The 19,135-nt window shown below is 72.6% G+C and carries 15 protein-coding genes, 5 tRNA genes and 1 riboswitch; of the genes, 4 read left to right on the forward strand and 16 right to left on the reverse strand.

Annotation, left to right across the window (positions count from 1 at the left end; genetic code table 11):
• Nucleotides 1–34 precede the first annotated feature (34 nt).
• From ABZ404_RS17330 to ABZ404_RS17390, 13 genes are all read right to left on the reverse strand, one after another.
• On the reverse strand, nt 35–1,114 hold the full coding sequence (locus ABZ404_RS17330) for a M23 family metallopeptidase (RefSeq protein ID WP_358835826.1): 1,080 nt from the start codon (nt 1,112–1,114) through the stop codon (nt 35–37).
• Between the two features lie 11 nt (nt 1,115–1,125).
• Nucleotides 1,126–1,306, reverse strand: a riboswitch (cyclic di-AMP (ydaO/yuaA leader).
• Between the two features lie 155 nt (nt 1,307–1,461).
• Nucleotides 1,462–2,598 carry a PP2C family protein-serine/threonine phosphatase gene (locus ABZ404_RS17335; protein WP_358835827.1) on the reverse strand — a complete coding sequence of 379 codons (1,137 nt, stop codon included), beginning with the start codon at nt 2,596–2,598 and terminating at the stop codon, nt 1,462–1,464.
• 116 nt (nt 2,599–2,714) lie between these two features.
• Nucleotides 2,715–3,008, reverse strand: a complete 294-nt coding sequence (locus tag ABZ404_RS17340) for a hypothetical protein (RefSeq protein WP_358835828.1) — start codon at nt 3,006–3,008, stop codon at nt 2,715–2,717.
• Between the two features lie 100 nt (nt 3,009–3,108).
• Nucleotides 3,109–3,182, reverse strand: a tRNA-Met gene (locus tag ABZ404_RS17345).
• 65 nt (nt 3,183–3,247) lie between these two features.
• Entirely contained in the window at nt 3,248–4,315 is a 1,068-nt protein-coding gene (locus tag ABZ404_RS17350) for a PhlD (RefSeq protein ID WP_358835829.1), read from the reverse strand.
• Nucleotides 4,316–4,458: 143 nt separating this feature from the next.
• Nucleotides 4,459–5,334, reverse strand: a complete 876-nt coding sequence (locus ABZ404_RS17355) for a helix-turn-helix domain-containing protein (protein ID WP_358835830.1) — start codon at nt 5,332–5,334, stop codon at nt 4,459–4,461.
• Nucleotides 5,335–6,032: 698 nt separating this feature from the next.
• Nucleotides 6,033–6,105 (reverse strand) — tRNA-Lys (locus ABZ404_RS17360).
• A 113-nt stretch (nt 6,106–6,218) separates the two neighbouring features.
• Nucleotides 6,219–7,799: an amino acid permease gene (locus ABZ404_RS17365; RefSeq protein WP_358837223.1), complete on the reverse strand. Its 1,581-nt coding sequence runs from the start codon at nt 7,797–7,799 to the stop codon at nt 6,219–6,221.
• 130 nt (nt 7,800–7,929) lie between these two features.
• Nucleotides 7,930–10,158: a DEAD/DEAH box helicase gene (locus tag ABZ404_RS17370; protein WP_358990521.1), complete on the reverse strand. Its 2,229-nt coding sequence runs from the start codon at nt 10,156–10,158 to the stop codon at nt 7,930–7,932.
• A gap of 232 nt (nt 10,159–10,390) precedes the next feature.
• On the reverse strand, nt 10,391–10,948 hold the full coding sequence (locus ABZ404_RS17375) for a hypothetical protein (RefSeq protein WP_358837225.1): 558 nt from the start codon (nt 10,946–10,948) through the stop codon (nt 10,391–10,393).
• 229 nt (nt 10,949–11,177) lie between these two features.
• Nucleotides 11,178–11,540, reverse strand: coding sequence for a CrcB family protein (locus ABZ404_RS17380; RefSeq protein ID WP_358837226.1), 363 nt, complete (start codon nt 11,538–11,540; stop codon nt 11,178–11,180).
• Nucleotides 11,537–12,040 (reverse strand): CrcB family protein, encoded by a 504-nt coding sequence (locus tag ABZ404_RS17385; protein ID WP_358990524.1) that lies wholly within the window; start codon nt 12,038–12,040, stop codon nt 11,537–11,539. The genes ABZ404_RS17380 and ABZ404_RS17385 overlap by 4 nt, the downstream gene beginning before the upstream one ends.
• Nucleotides 12,037–12,387, reverse strand: a complete 351-nt coding sequence (locus ABZ404_RS17390) for a metallopeptidase family protein (protein ID WP_358836015.1) — start codon at nt 12,385–12,387, stop codon at nt 12,037–12,039. The genes ABZ404_RS17385 and ABZ404_RS17390 overlap by 4 nt, the downstream gene beginning before the upstream one ends.
• A gap of 211 nt (nt 12,388–12,598) precedes the next feature.
• Here ABZ404_RS17390 and ABZ404_RS17395 point away from each other — a divergent pair.
• The 3 genes from ABZ404_RS17395 to ABZ404_RS17405 all read left to right on the forward strand — a co-directional run bounded on the left by ABZ404_RS17395 (nt 12,599) and on the right by ABZ404_RS17405 (nt 12,886).
• Nucleotides 12,599–12,671 (forward strand) — tRNA-Glu (locus ABZ404_RS17395).
• Between the two features lie 39 nt (nt 12,672–12,710).
• Nucleotides 12,711–12,785: transfer RNA gene (locus tag ABZ404_RS17400), tRNA-Asp, on the forward strand.
• Nucleotides 12,786–12,809: 24 nt separating this feature from the next.
• Nucleotides 12,810–12,886 (forward strand) — tRNA-Phe (locus ABZ404_RS17405).
• A gap of 39 nt (nt 12,887–12,925) precedes the next feature.
• Here the strand turns inward: ABZ404_RS17405 and ABZ404_RS17410 are convergent.
• The 3 genes from ABZ404_RS17410 to ABZ404_RS17420 form a co-directional block, all read right to left on the reverse strand.
• Nucleotides 12,926–13,768, reverse strand: a complete 843-nt coding sequence (locus tag ABZ404_RS17410) for a cytochrome c biogenesis CcdA family protein (protein ID WP_358836014.1) — start codon at nt 13,766–13,768, stop codon at nt 12,926–12,928.
• Nucleotides 13,765–14,565: a thioredoxin domain-containing protein gene (locus ABZ404_RS17415; protein ID WP_358836013.1), complete on the reverse strand. Its 801-nt coding sequence runs from the start codon at nt 14,563–14,565 to the stop codon at nt 13,765–13,767. Before ABZ404_RS17415 ends, ABZ404_RS17410 begins: the two co-directional genes overlap by 4 nt.
• Before the next feature lie 85 nt (nt 14,566–14,650).
• Nucleotides 14,651–15,016, reverse strand: coding sequence for a hypothetical protein (locus ABZ404_RS17420; protein WP_358836012.1), 366 nt, complete (start codon nt 15,014–15,016; stop codon nt 14,651–14,653).
• A gap of 82 nt (nt 15,017–15,098) precedes the next feature.
• Here ABZ404_RS17420 and hrpA point away from each other — a divergent pair, with 82 nt between their 5' ends.
• Nucleotides 15,099–19,019 (forward strand): ATP-dependent RNA helicase HrpA, encoded by a 3,921-nt coding sequence (hrpA, locus tag ABZ404_RS17425; RefSeq protein WP_358836011.1) that lies wholly within the window; start codon nt 15,099–15,101, stop codon nt 19,017–19,019.
• Nucleotides 19,020–19,135: the final 116 nt, after the last annotated feature.

Below are 19,135 nucleotides of genomic sequence, written 5' to 3' on the forward strand. Positions count from 1 at the left end.
CTATTCCGCGCCCCCGCCCGCCGGGCAGGCCCCCCTACGGGTTGAGGCCCTTCGACTGGAGCCACGCCATCGGGTCGACTCCCGTGCCGCCCGGGGTGTGCACCTCCAGGTGCAGATGCGGGCCCGTCACGTTACCGGTGGCACCGACGCGGCCGATCGTCTCGCCCGTCGACACCTTCTGCCCGGCGCCGACCGCGATGGAGGACTGGTGGCAGTACCAGAGCTCCGAGCCGTCCTCCAGCTCGATCACCGTGCGGTAGCCGTACGAGCCGGACCAGCCCGCCGACTTGACCGTCCCGCCGTGGACCGCCTTGAGCGGGGTGCCGGTGGGCGCGGCGAAGTCGAGGCCGGTGTGGTGGCCGGAGGACCACATCGAACCGGCTTGGCCGAAGGTGGAGGTGATCGTGTACGAGGCGACCGGGAGCGAGTAGCTCTTGGCCAGCTCGGCCAGCCGCTCCTCCTCGGCCTTCTTCGCGGCGGCCTCCTCGGCGGCCTTCTTCTCGGCGGCCGCCTTCTGCTGGGCGGCGCTCTGCGCGGCCTTCGCCTCGGCCGCCGCCTGCTGGGCCGCGGCCTTCTCGGCGGACGCCTTCGCCTCGGCCTCGGCGCTGCTGCGCTGCTGCTCGGCCTGCTGGAGGATGCGGGCGCGCAGGGCCTCGCCCGCGCCGGTGGCGCCCTGTTCGGCCGCGGCCCGGGAGACGCCCGCCATGGTGAGGGGGGCGCTCGCGACGGCTCTGTCGGCCGCGGCCACGGGGGACGCGTCGGGCTTGTCGTCGCCCGCGATGCCGGTGATGAGCGCGCCCACGCCCGGCAGGGACTTCACATCGGGGAGATTGTCCGCGACGGAGTCGGGCAGGGATATGGAGACCGGCGGTTTGGTCTGCGCACTGGCCATGCCGCCCGCGCCGACGGCCGCGATGACGCCGACGCCGAGGACGGTGGAGCTGCGGGCGAGCCCGCCGCGCTGCTTGATCACGCGGTGCCGGCCGCGTACCGAGGAGACGGATTCCTCCGTGGGGTTCCACTCCTCCCACACCTCGGTGCCGCTGGGCGCGGGCCCGTACGGGGCGACGGGGGGAAGCGGCGGGGTGCCGAGGGCAGGCTCGTTGGACGCCACGGGGGCGCACTCCTTTCCTTCCTTCTCGCCTACCGGGTCAGCGGTGGGGGTTCCCCCTGCTCCTTGAGAGCTCGGGGGAGGGATCGGAGCAGGAAGGTCTCCTACGGGCACTTTTCGACGGTGCGAAGGTGCTCGATTCACCCCAAGGTGGTGGTTCCCCGGTTCCCTTGCGGAATTCGGCGCGTGCGCACGGTGCCGCCTCTACGACGGCTGGGACGACCGCGCTGCGTTATCGAACGTTAATAGACAGGCGGACCGGATTCCAAGCCGTTCCCCGTAATCCCCGGCGCCAGCGACTGATGGTCCGTCAAACCACGTGCGCTGGGGCGTCGTTCGGGCACGGACCGTCACGGAACCACCGGCACCGTCCGCCGCCGCGCCCCGGGCCGCCGCACCGCCAGCAGCGCCATGTCGTCGTTCGCGCCGCCGCCCGTATGCCTGCGCACATCGTCGACGAGCGCGTCCAGGAGCTGGTCCGGCCCCGGGAAGATCCGGCCGCGCAGCCGTTCGTGCGGGTCGTAGAAGACCCCGGGCGGCCGGGCCGAACGCGCCTCGGAGAGGCCGTCGGTGTAGAGGAGCAGCGTCGCCCCGAGCGGGAAGGGGTACGTGTCCGCCCGGTCCGGCCACACCCCGAGCTCCGCCATCCCCAGCGGCAGCGCGGGATCGGAGGGGGTGAGCGCGTCCAGCGCCCCGTCGGCGTGGAGCAGCAGCGGTTCGGGGTGGCCCCGGTTCACCAGGCGTACGGCCGTGGCGTCGCGCGGGATCTCGGCGAGCACGGCCGTGGTGAACCCCTCGAACGCGTCCAGGCCGTCGCGCCGGGTGCCCTCCCGGGCCAGCGCGCGCTCAAGGCGTCCGGCCACCGCCTCCAGCGTCTGCTCCTGCTCGGCCGCCTCCCGGAACGCCCCGATCACCACGGCCACCGCCTCGACCGCCTCAAGGCCCTTGCCCCGGACGTCCCCGACGACCAGGCGCACCCCGTACGGCGTGTCCTGGACGGCGAAGAGGTCCCCGCCGATGAACGCGCCGGCCTGCGCCGCCTCGTACCGCGCGGCCACCTGGAGGCCGCCGATCCGCTCGGCGGGCGTGGGCAGGACGGCGCGCTGGGCGGTCTCCGCGATGACCCGCGCCGAGGCCAGACGTTCGCCGCTGCGGCGCAGCATGCGGTTGGTGAGCAGGGCCAGCGCGCCGACGGTGGTGACGGTGAACAGCTCGCTGACCGCCTCCCCGGTGCTGGGGACGTCGTGGAGGTACTCGGTGAGGAGCACCGCCCCGACCGCCGAGGCGCCCGCGGCGGCGGTGCCCGCGGGGCCGAAGAAGGGGGCCGCGGTCAGCGGGACCGCGGCGAACAGGGCCGCCGCGGTGAGGTCGGGCGGTGTCGCCACGTCGAGGACGACCCCGGCGACCAACAGCAGCGCGGGCAGGGCGCGCACCAGGGCCGGACGCCGGGAGCCCTCCCGGCCGCCGCCGTCCGTTCGCTGCCGCACCTGTGCTCTCCCGCCCGTCCGCGGGGCCGCCGCCGTTCCCGGCGCCCCACTCAGGGTGCCGGGCCGGGCCGCCCGCCGCGAACGCTCCTCGGCCAACCGGGTGCGCCCGGGGCCCCTCAGTGCCGTTCGGCGCCGGTCGCGATCAGCCGCGCCCGGCATCTGCGGGGCCCGGCCCGGCCGTGGACGCAGGTCCCCCGGGCGTGGCGGCGGGCCGCCGGGCCGCCGTGGACGGTGGGGACGCCGCCCTTGGCGTGCGAGGGCGCGGAGATCCAGGGCGAGGCGGGCGACAGGGGCAGCGACAGCGGCAGGGAGAGGCACATCAGGAGCGCGCACAGGGCGAGGAACAGCGGCACCGCGGGCGCCTTGCGCCGCGTCGCCGCCCACAGCGGTCCGTCCATGTGCTCGCGCATGGCAATCGGGAGACTACTGTACGTACACGCGCCCGCGCGGGCCGTCGGGGAAATGCCGAAGGCCCGGCACATTCGCATGTGCCGGGCCTTCGGTCTTCAGTAGCGGGGACAGGATTTGAACCTGCGACCTCTGGGTTATGAGCCCAGCGAGCTACCGAGCTGCTCCACCCCGCGTCGGTAAACACAACTGTACGGCATCCCGGACGGTGCTCCGTACCGCTTTACGGACGGCTCCGCGCTCACGCCGACCAGTGCCCCCGCGAGGCGGCCAGCACGAAGCCCGGGCCGAAGCCGATGATGAGGCCGGACTGCCGGTCGCCGGGGGCCTGCGCGAAGGTGCGGGCCAGCACGTCGAGGACGGCCGAGCCGCCCAGGTTCCCGTTGGCGGCCAGGCTCGCCCAGGCGTGCCGCAGGGCGCCGTGGTCGCGGTCGCCGTCCAGGCCGAACCCGGCGGCGGCGTCCTGGAGGACCCGGGGCCCGCCGGGGTGGACGACCGCGAACTCCAGGGCCCTGCCGCTGCCGCCGAGCCAGGCGCGTACGGCGGGAAGGCTGTCGTTGAGCGAGGTGGTGGCGGCGGTCGTGGAGTCGAAGTGCAGTCCGGCGCCCGAGAGGCGGCCCCGGTAGCGGTCGAGGCTGTCGGGCAGGACGTACTCGAAGGTGTCCTCGATGACGAAGCTGGGCCCGCTCCAGGCCGGGGTGTCCGAGACGACGACGGCGCCCGAGCCGTCCCCGAAGAGCACCTTGTAGATCATCGACTCCCGGCTGGTGTCGGTGTGGTTGTACGTGGCCGTCGACAGGCACTCCGCGACGACGACCAGCACGTGCGAGCCCGGGTGGGCGGCGATGTCCTGGTGGGCCCTGACCAGGCCGTGCGCACCGCCCGCGCAGCCGACGGTCGCCATCGGGACACGACGGACGTCCGGGCGCAGGCCGAGTTCCCGGACGAGGGCGACGTCGAGGGAGGGCACGGTCCAGGAGGTGGTGTGGCTGGTGATCAGGCAGTCGATGTCGTCGGGGGCGAGGCCGGCGTGGACCAGGGCCCGCCGCCCGGAGCGGACCGCGAGCCCCAGGGCGTCCTCGTACCCCGCTCTGTTGCGCTCCTCGACCGTGGCATTTCCAGCCACGGTCGGGGCGTGCAGCGGGCGGGTGAAACGACGGGTGCGGACGGTGGTCGCCCGGGCGATCCGCAGGTGCGCCTCCAGCCGCGGCCGGTCGGGGTTGGCCCGCCGGATGTCCGCGCAGATCTCGTCCGTGGCGATGACGTGGTCCGGCAGGACGACGGCCGGGAGGGCTATGTGAGCGGGCACGAGTGGGCTCCCTCGGAGGGCCGGAGGACGAGAGCTCAACTTAACTGAGACGGCTGGAATTCGTCCCTGGAAAGGGGCGGGGAGCTCAGCCGGAGGGAGTCGTTCCGAGGGGGTCCAGCGAGCCGGTCACGCCGGTCGCGCGCTCAGCTCGTCAGCGGCGCGCTCAGCACCGGGTGACGGCTCACGAGGGAGGCGCCCGGGGTGTAGAGGAGCAGCATCACCCGGGCCCCGGGCGAGGTGACGGGCTCGGCCACACAGGTGGTGACCCAGCCGGGCCCGTACCGGCTGTGGCGGATGGGCCGCTCCGAGCCGTCCGGGTACGGGATCGGGGTGTCGCCCGCCTCCCGGTAGAGCGGACCGGCGACCGGGTCGGCCTGCACGTCGGCCTCCAGGCGCCGCAGCTCCGCGTGGTTGGGCCGCATCTCCACGCCGTGCCGCAGCTGCGGCAGCACCATCGGGGCCCAGCGGTCCTCCCACTCGGTGAGGACGTCCTCGCGCGCGCGGGGGTCGAGGAGCATCCAGCGCATGGTGTTGGCCGGGACCTCCCCGCCCGGGAAGAGCTCGGCGAACGCGGTGTTGTGGGCGAGCAGGTTCCAGGCGGCGTCGGTGATGTAGGCCATCGCCCCGTCGATCTGCTCGACGACCCGCTGCCAGACGCCCGGGACGGACATGCCGGAGTCGCGGTGCAGGGTGTACGGCGGGTACTCGCGCCGGGTGAGGCGCCAAAGGAACGTCCACTCCTGCTCGTTGAGGCGCAGGGTGCGCGCCACGTTCGTCAGGAACTCGGCGGTGGGGTTGAGTTGCCCGTTCTCGAACCGGTTGTACGTCCCCGGGGTGCGCTCCAGCAGGAGGTCCATCTGCTCCTGGCTCAGCCCGGCGACCCGCCGGCCCGGCCCCGCCTGGCGCGGCGGGAACCCGGCGGACTCCGGGTGGATGGCGGCGCGCCGCTCCTGGAGGAGCCTCTTGAGGGACGTACGGTCACGGGCGGCGAGCGGCGACAAGGCGGGACCTTCGTTCACGGGGAGACGGGGACGAACGGCTGTCGCCGTGGCGGGACGACGGGCCCGGGGCGGCCGGGGGCGGCCCGGGACGACGTGCCGCGACGTGCCGGCGACCTGATGCGACCCGAGGGTCTGACGTGTGGGGGGCTCTCCTGTCGCCGGGGCCGGATGTTGATGGCTGGATCATTATCTGCAATTCGGCCCCCTGGAAAGGGGGCGGGGTGCCCCTCCACACTGTTGCGCACGAAGCCCCTAGGGGTCTCGTGCGTATCGACCCAGGTGAAAGCGGTTGCTCGGTGTTCTTCGCCGAAGGCCGACCACCAGGGGCGCGGCGGCTGACCCCGTGCCGCGGGGACGGCCGGCGTACACGCACCCAGAACAGCGGCCGGTGTCGACAATCGCCAACACGTCGCGTCCTCGACACCGGCCGCCCGCGGCGCGCCGGAGAGCAACATTCCCCCGTCTCCGGCCAGCCCCGGCATGCGGGCCGGGGTTGAGACGGCCGGCGCCGTGGAGCCCGCCCTCGGGCGGCCCCACGGCGCCGGCCGTGTGCGCGGGGGGCCGCACGCCCCCTTCCAACTGCCCCCCGAGCGGCGGCGACTCCTGACCGGGACCGGACCACCGAACGGGCGGACACAGGACAGCGCCCCGCCCGGGGAGCCCGGGCGGGGCGCTGGAGCGCAGGTCAGGGGGTGTGCCACCCCTCCTGCGGCCGGTAGGCCATGTCGGACTCGAACCGACAACCAACGGATTAAAAGTCCGCTGCTCTGCCAATTGAGCTAATGGCCCCTGGCATACCGCACCCCCGCAGCATAGCCCGACCGCGCCCGGCAGCCGATCGGGTATCGGGTGCCGGGCCTGTTGCGGCCCGTTCGGGACCCTTCGTGGCCGGTATGCGCAGGTCACGAACGGCGGTGCGGGGAGTCGGCGGGGCCCGGGCCGGGCGGGCGGAGGAACCAGTGGCGGGCCGAGGCCAGCCACCACGCCGTCGCGAAGCCCAGCACCACCAGCACCGCCACCGGCGCGTAGTTGAAGTTCTCCCACGTCACCGGGGACAGCTGGGGCAGCATGAACAGGACCGTGATCAGCGCCACCCAGGCCACCGCCGCCACCCCGACCGGGCGGGACCAGCGCCCCAGCTGCCAGGGGCCGGGGGTGAACGCGTCGCCCTTCAGCAGCCTCAGCAGCGTCGGGATCACATACGCGATGTACAGGCCGATCACCGCGATCGACGTCACCGCCGCGTACGCCGTCACGTTGATCAGGTACGGCAGGCCCAGCGCCAGCGCGCCCGCCGTCGCCAGCCACACCGCCGCCACCGGCGTGCGGGTACGGGGGCTCACCGTGTGCCAGACGCGGGAGAACGGCAGCGCGCCGTCGCGCGAGAACGCGTAGATCATGCGGGAGTTGGCCGTCACCGACGCCATCCCGCAGAACAGCTGCGCCCCGATCACCACCAGCAGGAGCAGCTTGCCCGCCGTCGCCCCCAGCGCGTCCAGGAGGATCTGGGCGGGCGGCGCGCCGGTCGCCGAGCCGAGTTCGTCGTCGTACGACTGGATGGCGTACGTGAAGCCGAGCAGCAGGACGAAGCCGGCGATCCACGAGGTCCAGATCGCGCGCACGATCCCGCGCGGGCCGGCCGTGGCGGCGTCGTGGGTCTCCTCCGTCATGTGCGCGGAGGCGTCGTAGCCGGTGAAGGTGTACTGGGCCATCAGCAGGCCGAGCAGGACGACGTAGAAGCCGCTGCCCCAGCCGGTGTTGTTCACGTAGTGGGTGAAGACGAACCGCGTGGAGCGGTGGTGGTCCGGGGTGAACGCCAGCGCGCCCGCGATCGCCGCCACGCCCAGCACGTGCCACCACACGCTCACGCTGTTGAGGAGCGCCACGATCCGTACGCCGAAGGTGTTCAGCAGGCCGTGCAGGAGCAGGATCGCCGCGAAGAGCGCGATCGTCCGGCCGGGGGTCACCCCGAAGTCCCACTGGAGGTTCAGGTACGCGCCCAGGAACGACGCCGCGCCGAAGTCGATCCCGGCGGTCACCGCGACCTGGCCGAGCACGTTGAACCATCCCGTGAACCAGGCCCAGGCCGCCGCGCTGCGCTCCGGCGCGAGTCGGTGCGCCCAGAAGTACAGGCCCGCCGAGGTCGGGTACGCCGAGCAGATCTCGGCCATCGCCAGGCCGACCAGCAGCGTCATCAGCCCGACCCCGACCCAGCCCCAGGTGATCACGGCCGGGCCGCCGGTGTTCATGCCGAACGCGTACATCGTCAGACAGCCGGAGAGCACCGAGATGATGGTGAACGAGACGGCGTAGTTGGCGAAGCCGGACATCCGGCGGGCCAGCACCTGGGTGTAGCCGAGCTGTGCCAGCCGCTCTTCGTCGGACGCCGCCGCGCCGGTCGTGTGCACCGCGCCGCCGCCCGCCGGACCGAGACCGTCCGGCGCCCCGTGGGCGTCCGGATTCGTACTCGCGTCACTTGTCATGCCCCCAGCGATTCCCTCGCGGGAGGTCCGGCATGCGCCACCGCTGGCCAAAAGAAGCCCCCGTACGCGGAAGGGCCCGTACCGCACCCCTGGGGTGCCGTACGGGCCCTTCACTCACTCGGTCGACGGATCAGCCGTTGCGCTTCCAGCGCGGCTTGTCGTCGCGGCGGCCGAAGGAGCCGGTGTTCGTGCCGGTGCCGGTGCCACCGCGGTGGTCGTCACGACGGCCGTAGGGACGGTCGCCGGAGCCGCCGGAGCGGAAGCCGCCCGAGGGACGGTCGTTGCGGTCGCGGTTGAACGGGCGGTCGCCGCCACCGGAGCGGAAGCCGCCGCCGGCCGGACGCTCGTTGCGGTCGCGGTTGAAGCCGCCACCGCGGTTGTCGTCACGACGCTCGAAGCCACGGTCGTTGCGGTCACGGTTGAAACCACCGGACGGACGGTCGTCGCGACGGAAGCCGCCACCACGGTTGTCACGCTCGTTGCGGTCGCGGTTGAAGCCACCGCCGCGGTTGTCGTCACGACGCTCGAAGCCACGGTCGTTGCGGTCACGGTTGAAACCACCGGACGGACGGTCGTCGCGACGGAAGCCGCCACCACGGTTGTCGTCACGGCGCTCGAAGCCGCGGTCGTTGCGGTCGCGGTTGAAACCGCCGCCCGCGGGACGGTCACCGCGGTCGCGGTTGAAGCCGCCACCCCGGTTGTCGTCACGACGGTCGTCGCGGCGGAAGCCACCGCGGTCGCCGCGGTCGTCACGACGGCCGAAGTTGCCCCGGTCGTCACGGCGCTCGTACGGACGCTCCTGGGCGACCGGCTCGGCGGCCACCACGGCGGCGACCTCGGCCTCGGCGGCCACGGCGACCTCGGCCACGGCGACCTCCGGGTCCTCGCCGCGCTCACGGGCGGAGCGGGCGACCAGACGGTCGGCCTCCTCGCGCAGCTCGGCGGCGCGGCGCGTCAGACGCTCCAGCTCCTTGGTGAGCTCGGCGACCTCGCGCTCGGCCTGCTTGGCGGCGTTGTTCGCCGAGTCGGCCTGGACCTCGGTCAGCGAACGGGCGCCGGTGATCTCGGCGACCTCCGGGTCGAACGCGCCGGCGCTCTGGATGATGTGGCGCGAGGCGTCGACGCCCGCGTCCTCCATCAGCCGGAAGATCTGGCGGCGCTGGTGCGGCAGCGACAGCGAGACCACGACACCGGACTTGCCGGCGCGGGCGGTGCGGCCCGAGCGGTGCAGGTAGTCCTTGTGGTCACCGGCCGGGTCCACGTTGAGGACCAGGTCGATGCCGTCGACGTGGATGCCGCGGGCGGCGACGTCGGTGGCGACGAGGGCGTTGACGTAGCCCTTCTTGAAGTCCTCCAGGACGCGGGTGCGCGCGCCCTGCGTCATACCGCCGTGCAGCGCGTCGGCCTTCACGCCCGACTCGCACAGCTGCTCGGCGATGCGGTCCGCGCCCAGCTGGGTGCGGACGAAGATGATCGTGCGGCCCTTGCGGGCGGCGATGGCGGCCGTGACCGGCGCCTTGTCCTTCGGCTTCACGACCAGGACGTGGTGGGTCATCGTCGAGACGTTGCCCTGCGCGCTGTCGACCTCGTGCGTGACGGGGTTCGTCAGGTAGCGCTTGACCAGCGTGCTGATCTCGTTCTCCATGGTGGCGGAGAAGAGCATGCGCTGGCCGCCGCCGGGGATCTGGTCGAGCAGCTCGGTGACCTCGGGCAGGAAGCCCAGGTCGGACATCTGGTCGGCCTCGTCGAGGACGGCGACCTGGACGTTGGCGAGCGAGCAGGCGCCGCGGTTGATGAGGTCGCGCAGACGGCCCGGGGTGGCGACGAGGACGTCGACGCCGCGCTCCAGGGCGTAGATCTGGTTGCTCATCGACGTACCGCCGCAGACGACCTTCATCTTCAGGCCGAGCACGTCGCCGTACGGCTGGAGGGCGTCCGCGACCTGCATCGCGAGCTCACGCGTCGGCGTGAGGATGATCGCGCGGGGCTTCTTCTTCTCGGTGTGGCCGCCGGCGAGCTGCGCCAGGGTCGGCAGACCGAAGGAGAGGGTCTTGCCGGAGCCGGTGCGGCCACGGCCGAGGATGTCCTTGCCGGCCAGGGCGTCCGGGATGGTCGCGGCCTGGATCGGGAAGGGGCTGGTCACACCGTTCTGGGCGAGCTTGCGCACGACGCCCTCGGGCAGACCGAGGTCCGCGAAGGTGACGGTGGGCTCGGCGGCCTCGTCGGCCTCGTCGGCGGCGATGACCTCGACGACCTCAGCGGTCTCGATGACGTCGGTGGTCTCGGTGACGACGGCCTCGGCGACGACGATCTCGTCGTTCTCGGGCATGACGGTGTTGTCAGTACTGGAAATGGACATGCGAAATGCGAAACCTTCCGGAGTCTCGGCACGCGCCCGTCAACTCCGTGATTCGCAATTCGACCGCCTCGATGCGGTCAGCCACGGCTAGGGAGAGTACGCGCCACACGGCGCTCTTCTGTGTCGGCGCCGGGCAATGGGATCAAACGATCTACCACCATACGCACTCCCCCCGCAGGAGCGCAAACCGCTCCCTTGCGATCCACGTCACAAAGCCCCTCACCCGCCCCGCCTATACCGGCCCGACCTGCGGGGATGCCGCCGGTTCGGCCCGTGAGGCCTGGCTTCCCCCGAGGTCGCGCAGGGCCGTGGTGCGGGTGTCCGCGGCCGGGGAGGCGGACGGCGAGTCGCTCGGCTTCGGGCTCGCCGGCGGGTCCGGCGGAGGCTGGCTCGTCGGGGGCGCGGGCGGGCTCGACGAGGCGGGCGGCGACGAGGGGTGCTGCGGGGGCGCGGAGGGGCCGCCCGCGCTGCCGCCGCCGGGCCGCGGCGGGTTCTGGGGCCGGGGGCGGCCACCGGGTGTGGCCGCGGGCGCGCCGGGCGCCGAGCCGCTCGGGCTCGCGGCCGAGGACGCGCCCGGGGACGGCTTGGCGCCGTGCTTGCCGGAGCGCCCCTTGCCGGCCCCGGCGGAGACCGCGGCGACTCCCTCCGACTCGACCGCCGCACCTTCGCGCCCGACCGAGACCGACGGCTTGGGAGCCTTTCCGTCGTCCCTCACACTCATGCAGCCCGCCGACGCCGCGACCACCAGTGCGGTCACGGCCAGACGGGCGGGGGCGGACAACTGGCGCACGGGCGGCCTCCGGAGCGCGGGCGGGGCAGGGTCGCCCTGACCAACTCCCTTTCCCCCGCCGGGGACACGCCCGAGGCGCCGCCCGTACGAACGGGATTCCGACGGGTGGTCCTTCGGTGGCGAATCCGGTCCCACCCGATCAGGTCGGGGCGGACCCGGTCGGGTCAGGGCCCGTCGTCGCGCCTCCGGCGTCCGCCCGGCGCGCGGGCGGGGGTGCGCTGGACGGCTCTCACGCCGGAGTGCCGCCGGTGAGGCCCGCGCCGAGGAAGACCGCGCCGAGCCCGGCCAGCACCGACGCCGCCACGTTCGCCGCCGCCAGGAACGTCCGGCCCCGCTCGGCCAGTCGGAGCGTCTCGTACGAGAACGTCGAGTACGTGGTGAGGGCGCCGCACAGCCCGGTGCCGAGCAGCGCGTACGTACCGGAGGAGGCCGCCGCGCCCGCCAGCGCGCCGAGCAGCAGGCTTCCGGCCGCGTTGACCACGAACGTCCCCCAGGGGAACACCGAGTCGTGGCGGGCCTGCACCGCGCGGTCGGTCGCGTAGCGCAGCGGCGCGCCGACGGCCGCGCCCACGACCACCAGGAGCCACGTCACGTCCGCACCTCCCGCTCCGCCCCGGCGCGTGCCGCCAGCACCCGCCGGGTCGCCCCCGCCGCCAGGCACACCGCGCCGAGCGCCCCGAGGAGCGTCCCGGCCGCGTAGACCATCGCGAGACCGGGCTGCCGGCGGGCGAGGAGCCGGGCGACCTCCACGGCGTACGTCGAGAAGGTGGTGAAGCCGCCGAGCACCCCGACCCCGAGGAAGGGCCGCACCAGGTGGTGGGCGCCGCGTCCGCCCTCGCTGATCAGCGGCATCAGGACGCCGATGAGGGCGCAGCCCAGGACGTTGATCAGCAGCGTCGACCACGGGAAGCCGCCGGCGTGCGTCGGCCAGGCCAGCGCGAGGCCGTACCGGGCGCTCGCCCCCAGCGCCCCGCCCGCCGAGATCACCGCGAGCACCGGCCACTTCGCCCCGCCGGCGGTCTCGGCGCGCTGGGCGGGGACGTGGAGGTCGACGTCCGGGTCGATCGGCTCCGGGCGTCCGGGCGCGCTCACCCGTAGCCCAGGGCGTGCAGCCGCTCGTCGTCGATGCCGAAGTGGTGGGCGATCTCGTGGACGACGGTGACCTCGGTCTCGGCGACCACGTCCTCCCGGGACTCGCACATCCGCAGGGTGGGGCCCCGGTAGATGGTGATCCGGTCCGGGAGCACGCCCGCGTACCACTCGCCGCGGTCGGTGAGCGGAGTCCCCTCGTAGAGCCCGAGCAGCTCGGGGTCGTCGGTGGCGGGCTCGTCCTCGACGAACACGGCGACGTTGTCCATCAGCCGTGTCAGCTCCGGCGGGATGCGGTCCAGCGCCTCGGCGACCAGTTCCTCGAACTCCTCGCGCGTCATCTCCAGCACGCGGCCATTGTCACGCATGGGGCGCGGCGGCGCCCCGGGCGGGCGCCCCCGCCTCCCGGCTCCCGGTTCCCGGCCCGGGGGCCCGGGCCGCCCCGGCGGCCTCCGCGGGGGACCCGGCGAGCCGCCGGGAAACCGTTTTGGCGATAGCTCCTTCCATCCCATATGCTTCTCACGTCCCCGACGCGCTGCGAAGCGCCCAGGTGGGCCCTTAGCCCTCATCGTCTAGTGGCCCAGGACGCCGCCCTTTCAAGGCGGTAGCACGGGTTCGAATCCCGTTGGGGGCACGCATTACCGTGTGCGAGACTAGTGCTCGCACATTGCTTGGTCCTGTGGAGCAGTTTGGAGTGCTCGCCACCCTGTCAAGGTGGAGGCCGCGGGTTCAAATCCCGTCAGGACCGCTGGTGTTTCACGTGAAACACCGTGGCTGGGTAGCTCAGTTGGTACGAGCGATCGCCTGAAAAGCGATAGGTCGCCGGTTCGACCCCGGCCCCAGCCACCACCGGAAGGCCCCGTCCCCAGGACGGGGCCTTCCGCGTTCTCACTCCCTCTCCGCCGCCTCGCGCTGCCGCGCCCGCAGGCCGCGTACGCCGAGGACCAGCGCGACCGCCGCCACGACGGCCGCCAGCAGCGCCCAGTCCGGAACGGCGTCGCCGACCGAGCGGGCCCATTGCTCGGCCGCGTAGGAGTCGTCGACGTCCAGCAGCCCGGGCAGCGCCGTGGCCCCGTCGAACGCCAGGAACAGGCCGCCCAGGACGATGAAGAACAGCCCCGAGAGCAGCGAGGTGGTGTGCAGCTCGAAGCGGCCGAGCCGCACCGCCCGGCCGCGCAGCCAGCGCCGGCGGCCGAGCCCGAAGCGCTCCCACAGCAGTGCGAGCAGGAACAGCGGGGCCGCCATGCCCAGCGCGTACACCGCCAGGAGCAGCCCGCCGTAGGCCGGGCTGCCGCTGACCGCCGCCACCGTGAGGACGCTGCCGAGGATGGGCCCGGCGCAGAAGCCCGCAAGGCCGTAGACCGCGCCCAGGGCGTAGACGGAGGCGGCCGTGGTCGGGCGGATGCGGCCGGACAGCTCGGTCATCCGGCGGCTGGCGAAGCCCATGCCGAGGATCTGCGCGGCACCGAGCGCGATGATCAGCCAGCCGCCGAAGAGGACCAGCTGGTCGCGGTGGCCGTAGAAGAGGCGCCCCGCGTACGAACCGGCCGCCCCCAGCGGGACCAGGGTGGTGGCCAGCCCCGCGTAGAAGAGACCGGTGCGGGCCAGCAGCCGGGAGGCGGAGTCGATCGAGTACGCGAAGAAGGCCGGCAGCAGCAGCGCGCTGCACGGGCTGAGCAGCGCCAGCAGCCCGCCCAGGAACGCGGCCAGATAGCCGATGTCCGCGGTCACTCTCCGGTGCCCTTCGCACCGGCGGCGGTCCGCGCCGCCCGGTAGGCGGCCGCCTCGTCGACGGCCTGGGCGAAGGTGTCCAGCGGCTGGGCGCCGGCCAGCGGGCGCCCGTTGATCACGAAGGACGGGGTGGAGCTCGCGCCGAGCCCGTACGCCTCCTCCTGGTCCTTCTTCACCGAGGCCTTCGCCTCGTCGCTGTCGGCGTCCCGGGCGAAGCGGTCGAGGTCGTTCACGCCCGCCTCCTTCGCCAGCGCGCGCAGCCGGTCCTTCCCGAAGCCCTTCTCCTTGGAGCCATGGGCGTAGGCGGCCGTGTGGAACTGCCAGAAGCGGCCCTGCCGCCCGGCCGCCCAGGCCGCCCGCGCCGCCGCCTCCGACTCCGCGCCGAAGATCGGCATGTTGCGCCACTCGATGCGCAGGGTCCCGGCGTCGACGTACTTCCTCACCAGCGCCGGTTCGGTGTCGCGGGCGAACTTGCCGCAGTAGGAGCACGCGAAGTCGGCGTACTCGATCATCACGACGGGGGCGTCCGGGCGGCCCTGGGCCAGCGCGTCGCCGCGGTCGCGCCGGGCCAGCTTCTCCAGCTCGGGGAAGGTCCCGGCGGGCGGCTCGACCGCCTCGGCGGCGGCGCTCCCGCGACCGTCGCCGGAGGAGTTCGCGCCGTACGAGACGGCCCCCAGGAGGGCCGCCGCCGCGACGACGGCCGCCCCGATCACGAAGGGCTTCCTGGGCCTCGGGCGGGAGGAGGACCGGGGCTTGGACTTGGGCTTGGACGCAGGGGTGCCCTGGGGCTGGGACATACGGGTCTCCGTGGACGTACCGCCGCCACGGGAAGGCGGCGGAAAAGGGAAGGGGAAAGGGACGGCCGGTCGGGGGACCGGCCGTCTAGACCCTCAGTACGGAGAGCTCGACGGGGCTGGGCGCGGTGAGCGTGGGGCCGCGCACCGGCGGGTCGCGGTGCGCCGCGGCCCGCGCGGCGAGGGCCGCCGGGGCGAGCCGCTCCCCCAGGGCCGGGGCCTGGTCGCCCGCGGTACGGGACCGCACGGGCGCGGCCGGGTCGCCGCCCCGGTCCTGCTTGCCGCCCTGCTCACAGCCGGGCGAACGGTCCAGGGTCACGGAGATCCGGGTGGGCGGCGCCTCGTTTGGGGAGGCCGCCGCCGGGGACGGCCCGCACAGCAGCACCGTCGCCACGCCGAGCACCATCAGCAGCACGGCCGCGAGGCGGCGGTGCGGGGCTGCGGTGCGGGACATGCCCGAAATGGTACGGGCGGGGCGGGCCCCTTCCGAAATGCGTTCGCCACCGCCGCTCGGCGGGTGAGATCCTGAAGCAGGTATGTCTACTTCCTTTGCCGATCTCCAGACCCTGCTGGGCGAGATCTCGCTGCGTGACGCCCATCGGCTCGGCCGCCGTCTGGACGGTGCCCGGCGCATCAAGAAGCCCGAGGCCCGGCAGGCCGTGCTCGACGAGATCGCCGCCGAGGCCGCCAGGTCCGCCGAGCGCGTCGCCCGGCGGGCCTCCCGCGTGCCCGAGGTCACGTACCCCGAACAGCTCCCGGTCAGCCAGAAGAAGGACACGATCCTGGAGGCGATACGGGACCACCAGGTCGTGATCGTCGCGGGTGAGACCGGCTCCGGCAAGACCACCCAGATCCCGAAGATCTGCATGGAGCTGGGCCGGGGCGTGCGCGGCATGATCGGGCACACCCAGCCCCGCCGGATCGCCGCCCGTACGGTCGCGGACCGCATCGCGGACGAGCTGAAGACCCCGCTCGGCGAGGCGGTCGGCTGGAAGGTCCGGTTCACCGACCAGGTCGACCAGGACGCGACCTTCGTGAAGCTGATGACGGACGGCATCCTGCTCGCCGAGATCCAGACCGACCGCGAGCTGCGCGCCTACGACACGATCATCATCGACGAGGCCCACGAGCGGTCCCTGAACATCGACTTCCTGCTGGGCTATCTGGCCCAGCTGCTGCCCCGGCGCCCCGACCTCAAGGTCGTGATCACCTCGGCGACCATCGACCCCGAGCGCTTCTCGCGCCACTTCGGGGACGCGCCCATCGTCGAGGTCAGCGGGCGTACGTATCCGGTGGAGGTGCGCTACCGCCCCCTGCTGGAAGAGGATTCCGAGGACGCCGACCGGGACCAGATCACCGCGATCTGCGACGCCGTCGACGAGCTCCAGGCGGAGGGCCCCGGCGACATCCTGGTCTTCCTCTCCGGAGAGCGCGAGATCCGCGACACGGCGGACGCCCTTAACAAGAGGAACCTCCGGTCCACCGAGGTGCTGCCGCTGTACGCGCGCCTGAGCCACGCCGAGCAGCACCGCGTCTTCCAGCAGCACACCGGCCGCAGGATCGTGCTCGCCACGAACGTCGCCGAGACGTCCCTGACCGTGCCGGGCATCAAGTACGTCATCGACCCCGGCACCGCCCGTATCTCCCGCTACAGCCACCGCACCAAGGTGCAGCGGCTGCCCATCGAGGCGATCTCGCAGGCCAGCGCCAACCAGCGCAAGGGCCGCTGCGGCCGTACCAGCGACGGCGTCTGCATCCGGCTCTACTCCGAGGACGACTTCCTCTCCCGGCCCGAGTTCACCGACGCGGAGATCCTCCGTACCAACCTGGCGTCCGTCATCCTCCAGATGACCGCGGCCGGGCTCGGCGACATCGAGAAGTTCCCCTTCATCGACCCGCCGGACCACCGCAACATCCGCGACGGCGTCCAGCTCCTCCAGGAGCTGCACGCGCTGGACCCGGCGGAGAAGGACCCCCGCAAGCGGCTCACCCCGATGGGCCGCAAGCTCGCGCAGCTGCCGGTCGACCCGCGGCTCGCCCGGATGGTCCTGGAGGCCGACAAGAACGGCTGTGTCCGCGAGGTCATGGTCATCGCCGCCGCGCTCTCCATCCAGGACCCGCGCGAGCGCCCCTCCGACAAGCAGCAGCAGGCCGACCAGCAGCACGCCCGCTTCAAGGACGAGACGAGCGACTTCCTCGCCTTCCTCAACCTGTGGCGGTACGTGCGCGAACAGCAGAAGGAGCGCGGCTCCTCCAGCTTCCGCCGGATGTGCAAGCAGGAGTACCTGAACTTCCTGCGCATCCGGGAGTGGCAGGACATCTACTCCCAGCTGCGGACGGTCGCCAAGACCATGGGCATCCACCTCAACGAGGAGGACGCCCCCGAGCAGAGCGTCCATGTGTCGCTGCTGGCGGGCCTCCTGTCGCACATCGGGCTGAAGGACACGGACAAGAACGAGTACTTGGGCGCCCGCAGCGCCAAGTTCGCGATCTTCCCGGGCTCCGCCCTCTTCAAGAAGCAGCCCAAGGTCCTCATGTCGGCCGAGCTCGTGGAGACCTCCCGCCTGTGGGCGCGGGTCAACGCGAAGATCGAGCCCGAGTGGATCGAGCCGCTCGCCCAGCACCTGGTCAAGCGCACCTACAGCGAGCCGCACTGGGAGAAGGACCAGGCCGCGGTGATGGCGTACGAGAGGGTCACGCTGTACGGCGTGCCGATCGTCGCCAACCGCAAGGTGAACTACGGCCGTATCGACCCGGAGGCCTCGCGCGAGCTGTTCATCCGCAACGCGCTGGTCGAGGGCGACTGGCGCACCCACCACAAGTTCTTCGCCGACAACCGCAAGCTGCTGACCGAGGTCGAGGAGCTGGAGCACCGGGCGCGGCGCCGCGACATCCTGGTCGACGACGAGACGCTCTTCGACTTCTACGACCAGCGGGTGCCCGAACACGTGGTGTCGGGGGCGCACTTCGACTCCTGGTGGAAGCACAAACGCCATGAGGAGCCGGAGTTCCTGGACTTCGAGCGGGAGATGCTCATCCGGGAGTCGGCGCTCGCCGTCACCAAGGACGACTACCCGGACAACTGGCGCCAGGGCCGGCTCAAGTTCAAGGTCACCTACCAGTTCGAGCCGGGCGCGGACGCGGACGGCGTGACCGTCCACGTCCCGCTCCAGGTGCTCAACCAGGTCACCGACGAGGGCTTCGACTGGCAGATCCCGGGCCTGCGCGAGGAGGTGGTGACGGAGCTGATCCGCTCCCTCCCCAAGCCGATCCGGCGCCACTACGTGCCCGCGCCCAACTTCGCGACGAAGTTCCTGGAGCGTGCGGTGCCGTTGCAGGAGCCACTGCCGGTGACGCTGGCGCGCGAGCTCCAGCGGATGGTGGGAGTGCCGGTCACGGCCGAGGACTTCGACCTGACGCGCGTCCCCGACCACCTGAAGATCACGTTCCGGATCGTCGACGAGCGGCGCCGCAAGCTGGCCGAGGACAAGGACCTCGAAGCGCTCAAGCTCCAGTTGCGCCCCAAGGCCCGCCAGGCGCTCTCCCAGGCCGCCGCGGCGGCGGCCCCCTCGGGCGGGGTCTCCATCGAGCGCACGGGCCTGACCGACTGGACGATCGGCACCCTGACGAAGGTCTTCGAGACCAAGCGCGCGGGACAGCCGGTGAAGGCCTACCCGGCCCTCGTCGACTCCGGCGAGACCGTCTCCGTACGGCTCTTCGACACCGAGGCCGAGCAGCAGCAGGCGATGTGGCGCGGCACCCGGAAGCTGATCCTGCTGAACATCCCGGTGAACCCGGCGAAGTTCGCCTCGGACAAGCTGACCAACCAGCAGAAGCTCGCCCTGTCCCGCAATCCGCACGGCTCGGTGCAGGCGCTCTTCGATGACTGCGCCACGGCCGCCGCCGACAAGCTGATCGCGGACCACGGGGGTCCCGCGTGGGACGAGGAGTCCTTCCGCAAGCTCTTCGACAAGGTGCGCGCGGACCTCGTCGACGCGACCGTACGAACGGTCGGGCAGGTCCAGCAGATCCTGGCCGCCTGGCAGGCCTGCGAACGCCGTCTGAAGGCCACCAACAGCCTGGTCCTGATCAACAACCTCCAGGACGTACGGGAGCAGCTGGCGGCCCTGATGCCCGCGGGTTTCGTGACCCTGACGGGGCTGCGCCGGCTGCCGGACCTGATGCGCTATCTGGTGGCGGTGGACCGGCGGCTCCAGCAGATGCCGACGTCGGTGCAGCGCGACACCACGCGCATGGAGAAGGTCCACGAGATGCAGGACGAATACGCCTGGCTCCTGGAGCAGATGCCGCAGGGGCGGCCGGTGCCGCGGGAGGTCCTGGACATCCGCTGGATGATCGAGGAGCTGCGGGTCAGCTACTTCGCACACGCGCTGGGCACGGCGTTCCCCGTCTCGGACAAGCGGATCGTGAAGGCGATCGACGCGGCGGCGCCGTGACGCCGGCCGTGGACGGACGCCGTGACGGCCCCATCGCCCTGAGTGAGTTCGACCTGACCAGCTGACCTGCTGTAGAGTCTCTCTCGCAGCCAAGGAGCAAGCACAGGCTGCGAAAC

The sequence above is a fragment of the Streptomyces sp. NPDC005878 genome, from assembly GCF_040629815.1.
Taxonomy (GTDB): Bacteria; Actinomycetota; Actinomycetes; order Streptomycetales; family Streptomycetaceae; genus Streptomyces.